At 40.8% G+C, this 16,140-nt stretch carries 13 protein-coding genes and 1 riboswitch; of the genes, 3 read left to right on the plus strand and 10 right to left on the minus strand.

Annotated features, from left to right (window positions below; all coding sequences use genetic code 11):
* Positions 1-2,163 (minus strand): methylmalonyl-CoA mutase family protein, encoded by a 2,163-nt coding sequence (locus HMPREF1865_RS05505; RefSeq protein WP_060919470.1) that lies wholly within the window; start codon positions 2,161-2,163, stop codon positions 1-3.
* Between the two features lie 291 nt (positions 2,164-2,454).
* A riboswitch (cobalamin riboswitch) is annotated at positions 2,455-2,630 on the minus strand.
* Positions 2,631-2,790: 160 nt separating this feature from the next.
* On the opposite strand from HMPREF1865_RS05505, the gene rarD reads away from it, so the two are divergent.
* Positions 2,791-3,687, plus strand: coding sequence for an EamA family transporter RarD (gene rarD / locus HMPREF1865_RS05510; protein ID WP_060919471.1), 897 nt, complete (start codon positions 2,791-2,793; stop codon positions 3,685-3,687).
* A 105-nt stretch (positions 3,688-3,792) separates the two neighbouring features.
* Here rarD and HMPREF1865_RS05515 read toward each other — a convergent pair whose 3' ends face one another.
* Entirely contained in the window at positions 3,793-4,692 is a 900-nt protein-coding gene (locus HMPREF1865_RS05515; RefSeq protein WP_060919472.1) for a DUF3829 domain-containing protein, read from the minus strand.
* Positions 4,693-4,796: 104 nt separating this feature from the next.
* Here HMPREF1865_RS05515 and HMPREF1865_RS05520 point away from each other — a divergent pair, with 104 nt between their 5' ends.
* Positions 4,797-5,045: a type II toxin-antitoxin system HicB family antitoxin gene (locus tag HMPREF1865_RS05520; RefSeq protein WP_230949606.1), complete on the plus strand. Its 249-nt coding sequence runs from the start codon at positions 4,797-4,799 to the stop codon at positions 5,043-5,045.
* 425 nt (positions 5,046-5,470) lie between these two features.
* Here the strand turns inward: HMPREF1865_RS05520 and HMPREF1865_RS05530 are convergent, their stop codons facing one another.
* Positions 5,471-6,118, minus strand: coding sequence for a tetratricopeptide repeat protein (locus HMPREF1865_RS05530; RefSeq protein ID WP_060919474.1), 648 nt, complete (start codon positions 6,116-6,118; stop codon positions 5,471-5,473).
* A gap of 118 nt (positions 6,119-6,236) precedes the next feature.
* Here HMPREF1865_RS05530 and HMPREF1865_RS09535 point away from each other — a divergent pair, with 118 nt between their 5' ends.
* Positions 6,237-6,311 carry a type I toxin-antitoxin system Fst family toxin gene (locus HMPREF1865_RS09535; protein WP_229039624.1) on the plus strand — a complete coding sequence of 25 codons (75 nt, stop codon included), beginning with the start codon at positions 6,237-6,239 and terminating at the stop codon, positions 6,309-6,311.
* A gap of 285 nt (positions 6,312-6,596) precedes the next feature.
* Here the strand turns inward: HMPREF1865_RS09535 and HMPREF1865_RS05535 are convergent, their stop codons facing one another.
* The 7 genes from HMPREF1865_RS05535 to HMPREF1865_RS05565 form a co-directional block, all read right to left on the minus strand.
* Positions 6,597-9,419, minus strand: a complete 2,823-nt coding sequence (locus tag HMPREF1865_RS05535) for an FAD-binding and (Fe-S)-binding domain-containing protein (RefSeq protein ID WP_060919475.1) — start codon at positions 9,417-9,419, stop codon at positions 6,597-6,599.
* A 498-nt stretch (positions 9,420-9,917) separates the two neighbouring features.
* Positions 9,918-10,712 carry a sulfite exporter TauE/SafE family protein gene (locus HMPREF1865_RS05540; protein WP_004698223.1) on the minus strand — a complete coding sequence of 265 codons (795 nt, stop codon included), beginning with the start codon at positions 10,710-10,712 and terminating at the stop codon, positions 9,918-9,920.
* A gap of 25 nt (positions 10,713-10,737) precedes the next feature.
* On the minus strand, positions 10,738-11,187 hold the full coding sequence (locus tag HMPREF1865_RS05545; protein ID WP_060919476.1) for a GNAT family N-acetyltransferase: 450 nt from the start codon (positions 11,185-11,187) through the stop codon (positions 10,738-10,740).
* A gap of 52 nt (positions 11,188-11,239) precedes the next feature.
* Positions 11,240-12,784, minus strand: a complete 1,545-nt coding sequence (locus tag HMPREF1865_RS05550) for a ClC family H(+)/Cl(-) exchange transporter (protein WP_060919477.1) — start codon at positions 12,782-12,784, stop codon at positions 11,240-11,242.
* A 369-nt stretch (positions 12,785-13,153) separates the two neighbouring features.
* Entirely contained in the window at positions 13,154-14,305 is a 1,152-nt protein-coding gene (gene fucO / locus HMPREF1865_RS05555; RefSeq protein ID WP_060919478.1) for a lactaldehyde reductase, read from the minus strand.
* A 125-nt stretch (positions 14,306-14,430) separates the two neighbouring features.
* Positions 14,431-15,579, minus strand: a complete 1,149-nt coding sequence (locus HMPREF1865_RS05560; protein WP_060919479.1) for a glycoside hydrolase family 3 N-terminal domain-containing protein — start codon at positions 15,577-15,579, stop codon at positions 14,431-14,433.
* A 276-nt stretch (positions 15,580-15,855) separates the two neighbouring features.
* Positions 15,856-16,089 (minus strand): (2Fe-2S)-binding protein, encoded by a 234-nt coding sequence (locus HMPREF1865_RS05565; RefSeq protein ID WP_024061575.1) that lies wholly within the window; start codon positions 16,087-16,089, stop codon positions 15,856-15,858.
* Between the last annotated feature and the right edge of the window lie 51 nt (positions 16,090-16,140).

Genomic DNA, 16,140 nt, shown 5'->3' on the forward strand with positions numbered 1-16,140 from the left:
TCACATCCCTTTCTTATCTTGTAACGTATTCAAGATTTCGTAACAATTTGCACGAACAGAAATGAAGTCGTCCACGCCAGCTTCACGGTACACAGGTTCTAAGTCCTTAGGCGGTGCCCCTGCTAAAATAACCGTTACATGCGGCATAGTTTCTTTCAATTCCTTAGCGAGTGGTGGCACCAATTCTGGATAGGTATCATCTGTAGAACAGATAACGACAACATCAGCACCACTTTCACGAGCAGCTTTCGCAGCATCAGCCGTTGTTTCATGGCCATCATTTTTGATAACTTCAAAAGCACCTACTTCGAAGAAGCCTGTGGAGAAGTCCGCACGAGGTTTATGTTGAGGGATTGGGCCCATATTAGCCAAGAATACCTTCACATTATCTTTCGTACGTTGTTTATAATTCTCGGTGCGCATGCGAAGTGCTTCAAACCGTTCAGTCCAACGATGAGCTGAAATGGATTCAATCGTTTCAGAAGCAATATCACCAGCGTCTAAAGCCTTCCGGATTTGACGTATTGTTAATTTATGTAATGCACCGAGTTCAATAAGGCCAATCAAAGCGCCTGGTTCCGTAGTACCTGCTTCTAGGGTAGCCTGTGCTTTCACAACCGCATCTGGCTCCGCACTCGCCAAGTACTCTTCGATTTGAGCAACCCGTTTTTGACGCAATGTTTCTTGATTTTCTGGTTTTGGATCAAGCAATTCTTCAGTCATGTTCGCATACATGTTGTTACCTACAGCCACATCTTTGCGGAATGCAAGGTTTTTGAAACGTTCATCAAGAACTGCTTTAACTTGAGCTTGTGGATAGCCTTCTTTCAAAGCTGCTATGATGCCACCTTTAGACTCAATAGTTTGGAACTCAGCCCAAATTTTTTCGCATAATTCAGCTGCCAATGTTTCCACATACCAGGAACCACCTACAGGGTCCACCGGTTGACGCAACTCGAACTCAGTTTGCAACATAACTTGGATGTTACGGGCAATACGACGAGAGAAATCGTCAGCCTTGCGAATTGGTTGGTCGAATGGGGACACTTCAAGGCTATTCAAACCACCTACAACGCCAGAGAATGCTTGTGTTGTATTACGCAACAAGTTTACATATGGGTCGTATACAGTTTTTGTGAAAGCCGATGTTCTGCCGTGTACATGAACGGCACGGTCAGCTTCTTCAGCTCCGAACGCTTCCATGATGCGCGCCCAAAGTACGCGCAATGCACGCAATTTAGCAATTTCCATAAAGAAGTTTGCACCCAAGGAGAATGTAAACATCATGCTGTTAGCAATAGTATGAATATCGATGTTCCGTTGTGCTAATTGACGCACGTAGCAAACGGCTGTTGCCAATGTATACGCAACCTCTTGCACATCATTAGCGCCGCCATTAGCATATACATCGCCAGATACGAGTACAGTTTTAAGCTCTGGAGCTTGTTCTTTAGCCCATACAACAGTATGTGCCATTTCATCAAAGGCTGTATCTAAAGACATATGCAATGTGCCATCTTTAGCCCAAACACCAATAGGGTCTGCACCAACGAGACCTTTCAAGTCAGAAGTCTGTTTTTTAGAGCCTTTCACCGTAGCCGCTAACATACCGAGCAAGATAGCTGCAGAAGCACCTGTTTCAATGTATAAAGGATTTTCCTTCAAATTAAAACGCTCAATCAATTGTCTACAATCATCCATAGTAGACAGAGATGTACCGCCGATACCAACAGCTGCGCCTACTTGCACATCTTGATCATGGCGTGTTGCTTCATCAAGGCGAATATTGTGAATGGTGCCACCTTTTACAATTTCGTATAAACTTGCATGATTAGCATCCTTAGGAAAGGATTCGTCTACATATTGGGATACGCCCCAAGAGTCTTTAATATAACCACTTGCCTTTGTGCCACGTAGGAACTCACCTGCTCCAGGATATACACCCTTTGGAATTTTTTCTCCATGCAATGCAGGCGTGTAAATTGGTTGTAACGTAATTCCCTCATAGGTTTTAGTGAACATCTTCTTATGGAAGTCGCCACCCTTTAACGCTTTTTCAACCTCGGTCTGCCATTGTTCATACGTAGGTTTCTTAAACTCATCAAAGGATACAGGTGCTAATAAATCGCGTTCAGCATCCTTTGAAGTCTTTTTGTCAGACATATATGTGCCTCCTTTTCAACTCGAAACCATACCGAGAAACAGCGCACCGTACCTGCGAATTGTTAGATATATGAATCAATCGAGCTTTATCTTATTGGACCACATCAACCTCAAAATGTGTCCATCTGTTTGATATCTATAAAACCTGATTCCTATACTCAACATCCACTCTAAGGGCAATAAAAAACGTGCCACCTAAAAGTGACACGTAAGGTTTCTTATTGAAAGGTACACTAAAAAATACTGTAGCCAGCATACCCCAATCCCCTTCCTATCGCTCGTAGGTACATAACGGTGATTATCAAATAGGCAGTTCTCCTGGCTCGGGATCGTCACCTCGCTTTCGCCTTCCCAGATTACTCCAGTGACATGTATAAAAGCAGGCTCATCCTTACAGTGGCGGGACCGCATCGGCTTATACCGATTTCTCTATTAAGTCTTGCGACACCTATTCTCTATATTCGTTGTTCTAAGTCCAATATAGTGTAACAATATGCACAAAGTCAATGAACATAACATTTAATCATAAGTACCAAAACTAAAGTTATAACTGAAAATCATATGCAATAACTAAAACGCATGATTTGAGAATTAGTGATATAATAAATACTATCACAAGGAGGCATTATGGAGCATACAAGTAAAAAAGGGTTAATCACAGCCCTTAGTTGTTATATAATTTGGGGCTTACTCCCTCTATATTGGGCATTATTAAACCATGTTTCACCGTATAATATACTGGCACAGCGCATTATCTGGTCAGGTGTTTGCATGGCTATCGTTGTATTTGGCCTACACTTTAAACAATTCAAAAAGGACTTTCAATTACTAAAAGAACAACGTTCACAACTATTCCTACTTTTAGTTGCGGCAGTCATCATCAGTGTAAACTGGTTCACCTACATTTGGGCCATCGCCAATAATCAAGTTATGAACACGAGCCTTGGTTATTACATCAATCCACTCTTTAATGTAGTATTAGGTGTCATCCTATTTAAAGAGGTTCTATCGATACCGAAAAAGCTGAGTGTCCTCATCGCTACCATCGGCATCGCCTTACTCACCTATCAAGTGGGATCCTTGCCATTAGTATCGATGATCCTCGCCGTTTCCTTCGGTCTCTATGGGGCCGTAAAAAAGAAACTACTCATCTCTCCCTTTACGAGCATCGCCTTTGAGGCCTGGCTATTAACACCGCTAGCCTTACTATATACAACCATGGTCGATAATACCGTGTGGTCCTATTTCGGCACAGACTGGTATACAACCATGTTGCTCATAGCCTGCGGTCTAACTACATCTGTCCCATTGGTGCTATTCTCCTATGGGGCGCAACTATTGCCGCTCAATCTACTAGGCTTCTTGCAATATGTATCCCCTACCATTGCCTTGTTGCTTGCCATCTTTTACTTTGGTGAAAGCTTTGGCACACCACAGATGATTGCCTTCGGTTGTATCTGGATAGCCTTAATATTATTCTCCTTATCGAGCCAAATTACAACGCGCATTAGCCTTAAAAAGTAATACATCTACTAATCAACTAAAAAGCTATATCAAATGATATCCTCATTTGATACAGCTTTCTTTTTTATAGACGTATTAATCTAACTTATTTTAATCTAATTTATTTTAATCTAGCTCATTCATATTGGTCGTATTCAGATTAGAAATGTAATGGTTATAGGCCTCAATCATACGATTATAATCGTTATCTTGTTTTGAACCCATATAGGTACGGATTGCACCAATCGTAGAGTTTACAGAGGTCTTAACAGAATCATACTTAAGACTAGTAATACCATTTGATACATCACCAATAGATTGTAATTCTTGATTGATAGCATTTACATCTAGTTGTTTTTCACTATCGATCTTTTCTAGGACCGCAGTAAGTCGCAAATGAACCTCTTGTGCTGCAGCGGCATTTTTCTTGCCTGCATCACGCAATTGTTGTAACCGTTGTTGCAAGCGGTCCGTATTGATTTTATGCATAACATTATCAAAGTCAGCATAAATAGGAACAAATTGTTCATACAATTGAACATATTTAGGGCCTAATTGTTGCTCCTTAGCATAGTTGTCTGTCGTATACCCTTTAGATTTATAATATGCATCGAGTTCTTCCGCTACCGGTGTAATTTCGTTCAATTTTGAAAGCAGCTTATCTAAAGGCTCCTTCATTTCATCATACGGAATCCCGGCTTGCTTAGCCTCTTCTAATTCTTTTTGTAACTGCTTAAAGTTCGGTGCATTAAATACAGTTAAATGCTGCCCCGCTTTTAACTCATTAAGAGTTGGCGTATTCGCATAATCAAACATGACAGCCATGCGATTGTATCGGCTTACAGCTTTCACATATTGATTAAATAACTGCACCTGATCCTGCTCAGACCGCTGCGCAATTTCCTTACGGCTCTGTTCAGTCCCCTGCCATAATTCTGACATACTACAACCGCTCAAAAAAAATGGGGATGTCAATGTCGCCGCACACAACACAGCCATTGCTACCCTTTTACCAAATGGTTTCATGATGAATCCTCTCCTTCCATCAATACACAACCTAATTTATACATATTAATTATATACTAATATGATTTTTATGAATAGGATTAATAACCAATGCACAAGAGGCTATGGAACTCTATATATTAGGCGCTTTAGAAGATGGACAAACTCTACCTACCCCCACATCTATTCGTAACTTACCTTGCACAGATACCACCTATCCTACATTAGTGCAAACAGATATTGATTTAGCTAAAAATAGTAAGTCCGTAAAGAAAACCTTAACCATTCCTGCATGGCTTAACGACAGAGCATTGGCTAAAGGAATTAATTTTTCTCAACTTTTACAAGAAGCATTAGTAGAGAAAACAATGTAATTTACATCATCAATTGCTCAGTAAAATTAGAACTATTGTCCATGTAATAGATGCTAAGGTTAGTAATAGTATACAGATCATCCACAGGATTGTTACAAAATAGAGCAGTAGCTTGAGTACATATAGTACATCAAACCATATACTATGTTGGTCCTCTAGACGGTCCATATAGGCACTAAGACATCGCACAAAATAGGGCGGTTTAACATTAGGATTCAGTTTTCTCCAATAAAACACCAAATAAGGCATAACAATACACCCTACCACCACTATATAGCTAAGGAAAATTGGTGTTTTAATATTGTACCGAGTCATAAACCCTGACCAGTCTACGACCATTAGACCGCCAAGGTATAGAAAAATAAGCCAATATATAAATCCTATCACCTTTATAATAAGGCGAATCATCTGTTTCACATCCATGTCTATAATTCTACCAATGTTTTAAATCGTCCGTTATTATGAAATCGTTCAAAATGGTCTTGTTCGGCTGCAACAGCTTTTACAGAAGGATCAATTTTTATAGCCTTTTCTAACCAATCAAGGGCCTTAGTATCATCCCCTTGGTCTGCATAAATGGTAGCAATTCCATACACAGACCAGGTGTTGCTAGGGTCCTTTTCTAATACCTTTTCAAACCATTGTTTAGAATCGTTTAACTGCCCTTGCAACTTATAGACCATGGCCATGTTATAGTAATTAGCCACATTGTTAGGGTCTAAATCATAAGCCTTTTTAGTATCTGTCAACCCTTTAGCCGCATCACCGTTTAATGCTGTTGCAAAGCCGCGTACAGAATAGGCTTCTCCGTTGTTAGCATCTTGTTTAATAGACGCAGTGGCTTCTTCTATGGCTTTCGCATACTCACCAGCGGATAAGGCTTGCTTTGCTGTAATTAGATGGTCATCTTGCTTGGTAGTCGCTTGGCTGTTTCCCGCAGCAGATGTAGAGAAATCAGTTGCAGTAGCAGAACTAGTTGCATTTGATTCTGTTTTATTACTATTCGTATTTTCATTCAATCCACATCCCGTAAGGGCTGTTATTAAAAGAAAGAAAAGCACAACCTTCTTCATTAAGAATTCTCCAATCATTTATTATATACAAGACTCCATAGCATGATGATATAATATAAAATACCTCCCGAAAGGAGGTGGTATATTGCAGGAGCTGTTTTATGCACTCTGGGGCACCTTGCTTGCCCCTATTATTGTTGCCTTAGTTGTAACTACCTACAGCTACTGGCTTAACAATAAAAACAAAAAATAAGCAAGAAAAAGGACGAGCTGCCACTCGTCCTTTTTTTTGGTTATATTGCAGGTAATTTCATACACTCTACTACCTACGTTTAGTATACCACATTTCTTAGAAAAATAAAGAATTAACAATAAATCTCATAAAACTCCTAAAAAACTATTAGTAGTTTTAACATAATTTACGAGCAATATTAAAGCAACATTAACATAAACTACAAGTTACTTTAACCCAACCTACTAGTAACCTCAATGTAAACTACTAACAACATTAACGTAAATAGCAATAGATATACAAGACTTATTTCTTAGCCTTAGAACAACGATCTAGTAGGAATGCAACGCCAATGAATGGGATGCCGCCGTTTTCGCCAAGGCCGATTTCACAGGTAGAGCTGGAGCTTACGCCTAGTGTTGCACCGTATTCAGCAATTTCGGCTGCAAGGTCTTTGGTAGCACATTTGTTGAGTTCTGGTGTGAAGAACCCTTTTTGACCAGCAAAACCATCACATGCAAAGGATTTAATGTTGAATACATGATCTGTACATAGACGAGCCAAATCTTCAATATATTGAGATTTATTCAAGGATTTGATCTTACATTGTTTATGTACGATGACCCGTTCATCACATTTTTCAATGTCGAGATGAGGCACAGCGTATTTGCACAAGAATTCAGAAATATCGTTGATTTCTAAGTCTGGCATATGTTTGAAAGCATGGTTAAAGCATGCACTATGGTCGATCACAATTGGATATTTACCATTTTGAGATGCTTTCATCAACGCATCGTGTAAGTCTTTTACAGCCCGTTCATGAACGTCATCGTAGTTTTCAAAGCTCAAGCCACAGCAAAGGTTTTCGATATGTTCAGGGTAGATAATATCGATATGGGCCTTGTTGCAAAGGCTTTCCACTACTTGTTGCAAGCTACGTTCATCGTCATAACCTTGATTAGGTTTGAAAGCGCGGTTCGCACAGGTACTAAAATATACAACCTTTTCAAAATTAGTCGGTTTAATGCAGCTTCTTAATCTGTAACGGTTGGCCTTAGGCGTAGTCTTAGGAATGTACGGAGTAATACCAGTTACACCATGTAAGCCTTCTGTAATCTTGGAAATCGCTTTTTGCGTAACGATAGAACCGGCAATACCTTCAAGACTTACGCCGGCACGAGCCATTTGAAGTGTAGTAGGGAAATTATCGTAAATCTTCTTAGCCAATTCTGGTGCTGGAGGATCGATGCGGCGCATGGATAATGCAATTTGAGCCGTATCAATGCTGAGCGGGCAAAGACCTTTACACATGGAGCACGCAGCACAGGTATCTACACCAAAGTATTCATAGCCTTTTTTAAGCTCCGCAGCCAATGTGAAATTGCCTTCGTTTTCAAGGCGTTTCGTTTCGCGCAACAATGCGATACGTTGGCGTGGAGTCAATGTTAAATTGCGGCTTGGACAATGTTTTTCACAGAAACCGCATTCCATACAGATTGTAAAAGCATCATCAATAACACATTGAGCTTTAAGGTTTTTCTTATGCACATCTGGGTCATCAGTAATGATAACATCAGGATTCAAAATGCGTTCAGGGTCAAAGATAGCTTTGATACGACGGTTGATTTCGTATGCTTTACGGCCCCATTCCATTTCAATGAACGGTGCCACCATGCGGCCTGTACCATGTTCAGCTTTCAAAGAACCACCGAAGCCAGAAACGCGTTCGGACATTTCTTTTACTAAATCGCCAAAGTTCTTAGTATCTTTAGGAACACTAAAATCAGGGGTAATGTTAAAATGAACGTTACCAGATAACGCATGACCGAAGATTACGCCACCGTCTACGAAATCGTATTTGTGGAATAATTCGGTAAGCATTTCGATGCCCTTCGTGAAATCTTCGATTTGGAAGCATACGTCTTCTGTAATAACAGTAGTGCCTTTTCTACGTTGACCACCAACGATTGGCAAGATACCTTTACGGATTGCCCACCAGGAATCGTATTCTTTAGGATCTTGAGAGTAAAGACTTGGGATAGCCGTTGGAATATCTTTCAATTTGTCTTTAATGAAAGCTAAGTTTTCATCGACAGTTTCTTTGGAGTAGCTTTCAGTTTGGAACAGGATAGCACTTGTACCTTCAGGAACTTCACGAACAAATTCAGGCACATTATCTAGCGATTGAACGGCCTTAAGGGATTGATAGTCCATCATTTCAGCAGCTACAACCTTGTCACGACCCATATTAGCCAAGGCTACAACCGCAAGAGATGCATCATTCAATGTTTTGAAGAACATGAGACCGCAACCTTTGTAAGGTACGTCCTCAACAGTGTTATATACGATTTCAGATACGAAACCCAATGTACCTTCAGAACCGATGAACAAGTGGTTGATGATATCAATAATATCTTCAAAATCAACAAGGGAGTTCAAGCCGTACCCTGTGGTATTTTTGATTTTGTACTTATGGTGAATCAAGTGTGTCAATTCTTCATCGGCCAAAATATCCTTACGCAATTGTAAGATATCCTCTACCATTTGAGGTTTTTCTTTAAGGAATTGATCAATACTCTTTTGGTCAGACGTATCAAGGATGGAGCCATCTAATAATACAACGCGAATGGACCGAATTGTTTTATAAGAGTTTTGCGCCGTACCACAGCACATACCAGAGGAGTTATTATTCAAGATACCACCTACTAATGCTGTAGCAAGCGTTGCAGGATCTGGACCAATTTTACGATTGTACGGTTTCAATAAATCATTCGCATCGGAACCGATAACACCGCATTCACATTTCAAGGCTTTCCCATCATCAATAACTTCCATTTTCTTGAAGCCATCATTACATACGATGAGCACATCTTCACTGGAGCATTGACCAGACAAGGAGGAGCCGGCCGCACGGAATGTAAATGGTGTCCCACATTGTTGACACAAACGAATGAGACGTCTTACTTCTCGTTCATCCTCCGCTTTAACGACTACCTTTGGTAAATAGCTATAACAAGACGCATCAACGCCATATGCATAACGACGTAAATGATCGGTGTATACGCGACCTTTACAAATCTCATTTGCCTCCTTGGCAAAACGTTCATAATCTCTAATAAGTGTACTCACTTCTATTTCCTCCTATCCTTTCTTAAGGAATCTATTACTTTTAGTATACGCCGTTCTCATTCTCCTCACTATAATTATGCATAATTTATATCTCTTCTAATAAAAATCGATATGCATTCCCCTTTTATTCCCTCAGTTGAAAGTACATCTCATTAGCATTATCATGTACCCATTTTTCCTCATATACAATCAAGAATCCTTATTTATTAAGCATGTATAGATATAGTCAGTAATTATATGCTAAAACCTCTCTAAATAACGATTCGTACTACCTATAATTCTATAGTAAATACATTACTAACATTATGCATAAAAATAGTATGATTTATATATTTTAAATTTTTCATTCTCATTTATAGTTCTCTATGACTTTTAGTTATACCCTTTTATAAAATGCTGAAAATACAGAAAGCCCTCTAATGATAAACGCTTACGAATCACCATTAGAGAGCTTTACTAAATTATGCTTATTAAAGATAGATTAATTATAAAACTATATTATCCCAAAATACCAGATTTAAGAATGAGGCGTACCGCCAATGCAAAGACAGCTATGCTCATGAGGGCGAGGATAGCTTTTGCTTTGAGACGTTTTGCAATACGGGCCCCCGCTTGAGCTCCAAAGATAGCGCCAATACTAGTAGGGATAGCAATGCTAAATACGATGTGACTTTCAATTAAATGTGTAATAACCCCCACCGTTGTTGATACGGCAAGAATAGATTGACTTGTAGCCGTTGCCATATGTGTAGGGAAACCCATGAGATAAATTAAAGCCGGCACATGAATAAGTCCTCCACCAATACCAAAGATACTAGAAATAAAGCCTACAAAGAAGCTAATACTAATACCGATGGGCTTACTATAGCTCAACTGCTCAAGAGTCAGAGACTCTTCCTTTCGTTCCCCTTTTCTAAAATTTTTAAAACCAATCAATACAGATGCACACAGCATAAAGCATCCAAAGGCAAACATAAATCCCTTGCCGGAGAACCATCCAGACATTTGGGCCCCTAAAATGGCGCCTGGGAAGGTAGCTAAACTAAAGACAATAGCAGCGTTAATATATACCTTTTTTTGTTTCAGATACGCTATAGATCCAGAAATAGCGTTACACATAACAGAAAAGAGTGACGTCCCTACAATCATGGACGGAGACCACTCAGGGAACCAATACATAAAGAGAGGCACGAATACGAGACCCCCACCGGCACCGATGATGGTGCCCAGCATAGCGGCTAAAAAGCCAACTATAGTAAAGAATATATAGAATACCACTATATTATCAAGCACATTAAGACCTCCCATGCCGTTTGAATTATTGTTTCTCCATATATACAAAGGATAGTCCCGTGTCATCTTGTATTTCTCTAACGGCTTTATACCCCATTTTTGTATATAACTTTATATTGATCCAGCTTTTCGTACATGTATATAATACGCGCCGATCTTGGCTGCATTGTTCATCTACGAAGGCTAATAATTTCCGAGCCAGCCCTTGTTGCCGATAGTCTGGATGCACCATCAAGCGACCGACCTCTACCACTCCATCGTCATATTGATAGCGAATACCTCCGATGATTCTTCCCGCATCATCTACCAGTTTATAGGTATGCCATTGGGTGAAAGTAGCTTTAAACTCCTCTTCCGACTCCATCAATGCAGGAACCATTCGACTGCCAATCATCTCCGCTTCGCTTTCAAAGGTAAGCAATTGCAATCGATACAATTCTAATATATCTGACTCAGTAGCGTTCACAATTTTCATAAACTACTCCTAATATATACCACGAATCAACGATTAACTTTACATATAATGGCTAATTTGATTGGAAAAATTCTTTCGCCGCCTTCAATCGGCCCCGTTCACAAGAGACTTGTAATTCATCCCCCGGTTCGAGTTTCACGTCTCCTAGTGGCACAATGTAGGTACCGTTACGTCGAATGCTTACGATGAGTGTACCATCTGGTAATGCTAAGTCTTGTAGTTGTACATCTGTATAGTTTGCCACCACAGGCACCTTCGTTTGAAAGAAGGTTTGCACAGACTCTAGATTATTTTGACCACTCATGGCTTGTAATAAAGAATCGTAAATCGGTGGTTCTTTTAAAAGTTCCGCCACAAGATAGGCTACGAGCGTAACAATACCGATGGCGTAAATGTTGGAGAAACTATTGGTCATTTCAAGAACGAGTAGAATCGCTAAAATTGGGGTCCGCATAGCGGCCGCTAACATGCCACCCATAGCACAGATAACAAATTGCGGTACAAAATCAGGAGAAATGAGTCCTAATGTTGAAAGTAAGCTTTCACAAAAAGCACCTGCAGAAGCACCTATAACAAGCATAGGCAAAAATATGCCCCCTTGAGCACCACTGCCATAGCAGAAGGTGGTGAGCAAAATCTTGCCTAATACGATGCCACCTAAGAGCAATACACCGTGGGATTGAAAGGCAAGCTGACCCACGAGGTCATTGCCTCCGCCCAAGAGGAGCTGCGAATCAAAGCCAATGGCCGCCACCGCCACGAAAGTAAGGGCTAATTTTAAGAACCTAGAACATCTGAGCCAGTCAAAGAACCTCTTGAAAGCAAAAATCATACGGCAGAATAACACGCCACATAGCCCCATGATCACACCCACCATGAGCAATATCGGAAAATATTCAAGAGGAACCCCTGAGGTCACCGTAAAGCCCAGTGCTGGTGTAAGACCAAAGATACTCACCGTAATATAGTTAGAAATCAAGGTCGCCACAAAGGTGGGCACAACAAGATACGGATAAAAGCTTTTATGTACCTCTTCAAAGACGAACATCGCCCCCGATACGGGCGCACTAAAGGCGGCTGTTAAGCCTGCTCCAGCACCTGCAGATGTCAAAATACGCTGTTCTCGTAGCCCCGAATTCATCCAATAGGACACGATTTTCCCAGCAGAGCCACCAATCTGTACGGCTGGTCCTTCACGACCTACGGAAAATCCTGCAAAGCCGGTCAGTACGCCACCAATCATTTTAGATACTAGTGTCCGATAGGGCTTCATATCAAAGAGTCCAAGCATTTCCCCTTCGATTTGAGGAATCCCTGAACCACCGGATAATGGCGCCCACGCGAGCAATCGATCTACAATAAACGCAAAAATGACCATGGCCACAAGCCAACCTATGGCCCATTCCATAGTAATACCATCCATCAGATGCCACCTGATATGCTCTGATTCAAGTATCAAATAACGGTATGATGCCCCAAAGAAACCTGCAATCACCCCAACAAGGGCCCCCTTTGCAATGAGCTCCGTTAAAAGCACGCGATTCATAGACATATCTGCCAAGGTAGAACTACGCTTATTAAATTTCCATAATTTCATAAGATTCTCCTTAGCATTACTATCTAACACCTATCTAAACATCACATGTAACCATCTCAGTGATTTAACGGGTTGAACTAAGCACCTAGTCATTGAGTGCCATCTACCGAAATCGCTTTACTCTCAGTCAAACTATCTATTCATATCATTAGTATACTTATGTAATCCACCATTTTCAAGAAAGGATTATGTATAAAAATAGCTTTCTTACTGAACACGAGGTCAAAGGTCCGAGTCATAAAACAATAGATAGCGCTTTAAACACAAAGCTAGCCACCTCTAACATGAGATGGCTAGTTTTGTTATGTGAGTGTGTAAATATATTTACTTTACATATTCGGAGACATTTGAAATATGTAAAAACACTAATTAAAATATGGATTCATAGATAGCGATGATTTCTTCTAAGGATGCATCTCGTGGGTTACCAGGTGTACATGCGTCATTGAAAGCAGATTCAGCGAGGAATGGAATATCTTCCCGTTTTACACCTGCTTCGCTAAGAGATTTAGGAATACCTACGTCATCAGCTAATTTTTGGATTACATCGATTGCTGCTTGACGATAGGTTTCTTGATCCATGCTATCTACATCAGGAACGCCCATAACACGAGCGATTTCACGATATTTTTCACCTGTAGCAGGGGCATTGAATTTCAATACCGCTGTTAACAGCATGGCACAAGCCTTACCATGAGGAATATCGTACACGGCACTCAATGGATGCGCCATAGAGTGAACGATACCAAGGCCTACGTTGGAGAAGCCCATGCCCGCAATGTATTGACCTAAGGACATGGCTTCACGGCCTGCATAATCACCAGCCACGGCACTGCGCAAGGAACGGCTGATGATTTCGATAGCTTTCAAGTGAAGCATATCCGTTAGTTCCCACGCCCCTTTTGTGATATAACCTTCTACGGCGTGTACGAGGGCATCCATACCTGTGGCAGCGCAAAGACCTGTCGGCATAGACACGGACATATCAGGATCCACGATGGCAACAATTGGGATGTCATGAGGATCAACACAAACGAATTTGCGGTTCTTTTCAACGTCTGTAATAACGTAGTTAATAGTAACCTCTGCAGCCGTACCAGAGGTAGTAGTAACAGCGATAATCGGTAAGCAAGGATTCTTGGTAGGTGCTAAACCTTCAAGGCTGCGCACATCGGCGAATTCAGGGTTCGTAATAATAGTAGCAATCGCTTTACTTGTATCGATTGGACTACCACCACCAACGGCAACGATAACATCAGCACCAGCCGCCTTACAAGCAGCCACACCAGATATTACATTTTCGATGGTAGGATTTGGTTTGATACCGTCATAGATTTCATAAGCAATACCCGCCGCATCAAGTAGGTCTGTTACCTTTGTAGCTACCTTAAACTCAAACAAGTCAGGCGTAGACGTAACGAGAGCTTTTTTAAAATGACGATTCTTAATTTCGTTTACAATCTCCTGAATCGCACCTTGCCCAAAATAAGACGTACCGTTCAACATTATTCTCCGAGCCATATACCTCACTCCTAACGAAAAACAAACCGATAGAGAATCACTTTACCTATTAATTCTCTATCGGTTTAATAAAATCCTTGATAGCTCGTTATGTATACACTATATATTTTTATAAAGAATGTAGATTACAATCCTCGGCTCATTTTCATAAGCAAAATCCGTTTCACCGATTCATCGAGTCGTTCTTTTGAGATGCGACCGTCTTTCACAGCTTTCATAAGGCCATTGTAAGCCGCTTGCATGTGTTCGTATTCGTGGCACACAAGCAAGATGTCACTGCCTGCGAGGATGGATTGCACAGCCATGTCACCAAAGGTATAGTGTTTAGCGAGGGCTCCCATATCCATATCGTCTGTTACGACAACGCCATTGTAACCCATGTCCTTGCGCAACCAATCAGTAATAATCGTCTTCGATAAACTAGCGGGATGGTCTGGATCGATTTGTGGGTACATCGCATGAGACACCATAATTGTATAGGTATTCGGTTTAGACTGTTTGATAAGGTCTACGAATACCTTTGTGTCCTCTGAAAGCAATGCTTCTTTAGATACAGGAACAATGCTTGTGTCCGCGTGCAAGTCTACGTCAGTCTTGCCAATGCCGGGGAAGTGTTTATAGGAATACCACAAGCCCGCTTCATCGTAAGCCTTACCAACGGCACCTGCATAGCGCACAACCTCATCAGGGTTCGTACTATAAGAACGACCATAGGTTAATCCCAAGTCCGCCACAGGAGCAAAGTTAATGTTAAAGCCCAAGTCTTTTAGTTCCGCACCAGACTGTTTTGCCAAGGATGCAGCCTGTTCAATAGGTGCATTACCTAGCTCCTCAGCAGGAGGAACCTTGATAAGTTGATTCTCCATGCGCGCTACCGCACCGCCTTCTTGGTCGATGCCGAGGAACAACGGCGTTAAACCCGCACTTTTACCAGCCTTATTAATGTCTGCAATGAGCGTTTTAACTTGATCCTTGGACTCCATGTTCCGATCGAACAAAATAATGCCGCCTACGCGGTACTCGTTGAGCATAAACTTTGCGTCATCGTTTAACGTTGTGCCGTGGATGCCAATCATCAACAGTTGACCCACCTTGTCTGCATCAAACATATTCGCCACTAGCTTGTCCACCTTTTGCTCTGGTGAAAGCTCGCTTTGTACTACGGACTCATAGGTCACAGGCTCTGCCTTTGAAGTAAATGGATTATGTAAACCACAACCCGTTGTAAGCGCTAAGGCGCCGATCATCGTAGCTGCCACGAAACGTCGAAACATATATACCTCCAAAATCTCTAAAAAGTATTATGTATAGTATATCAAAAAATAAAGACCACCCCAACAACACAAAAAGATTGTTACCCAACCCCTGCGGATACGTCCGATAGCGGGATTAAGCAACAATCTTTATGTATTTAATCTAATCTTTGAAGTTTACTACTTACAGCTTATAGATTCAACTTTTAAATTTATATTATATTGCTTATAGTTCTTAGCTTTGACTTTGTAATTTGAAATTTCGTAATTTACATTTCATATTTTGGATGTTTTAATTTAAATTTTGCCTTGTTCTTTCATTTCAGCTAACAACTTTACGATGCGAGGCCCACAGCCTTTACCACCGCAAGCGCCCGTGCCAGCACGAGTTACTTCTTTTACTTGTGGAAATGTATGAGCACCATTTAAAATGGCTTCTTTAATCGTTTTGCGCGTAATACTACGGCAAGTACACACCTTTGTAAGCTTGTCCAAAATCGCCTCTGGCACTTGATTTTCTTCAAAATTCATATGTAATTCCTCTTCTATTCACTTGAATATCTATATACAGTATCAATTTAG

Origin of the sequence: Veillonella parvula (genome assembly GCF_001553335.1) — a bacterium.
Taxonomy (GTDB): Bacteria; Bacillota; Negativicutes; order Veillonellales; family Veillonellaceae; genus Veillonella; species Veillonella parvula_S.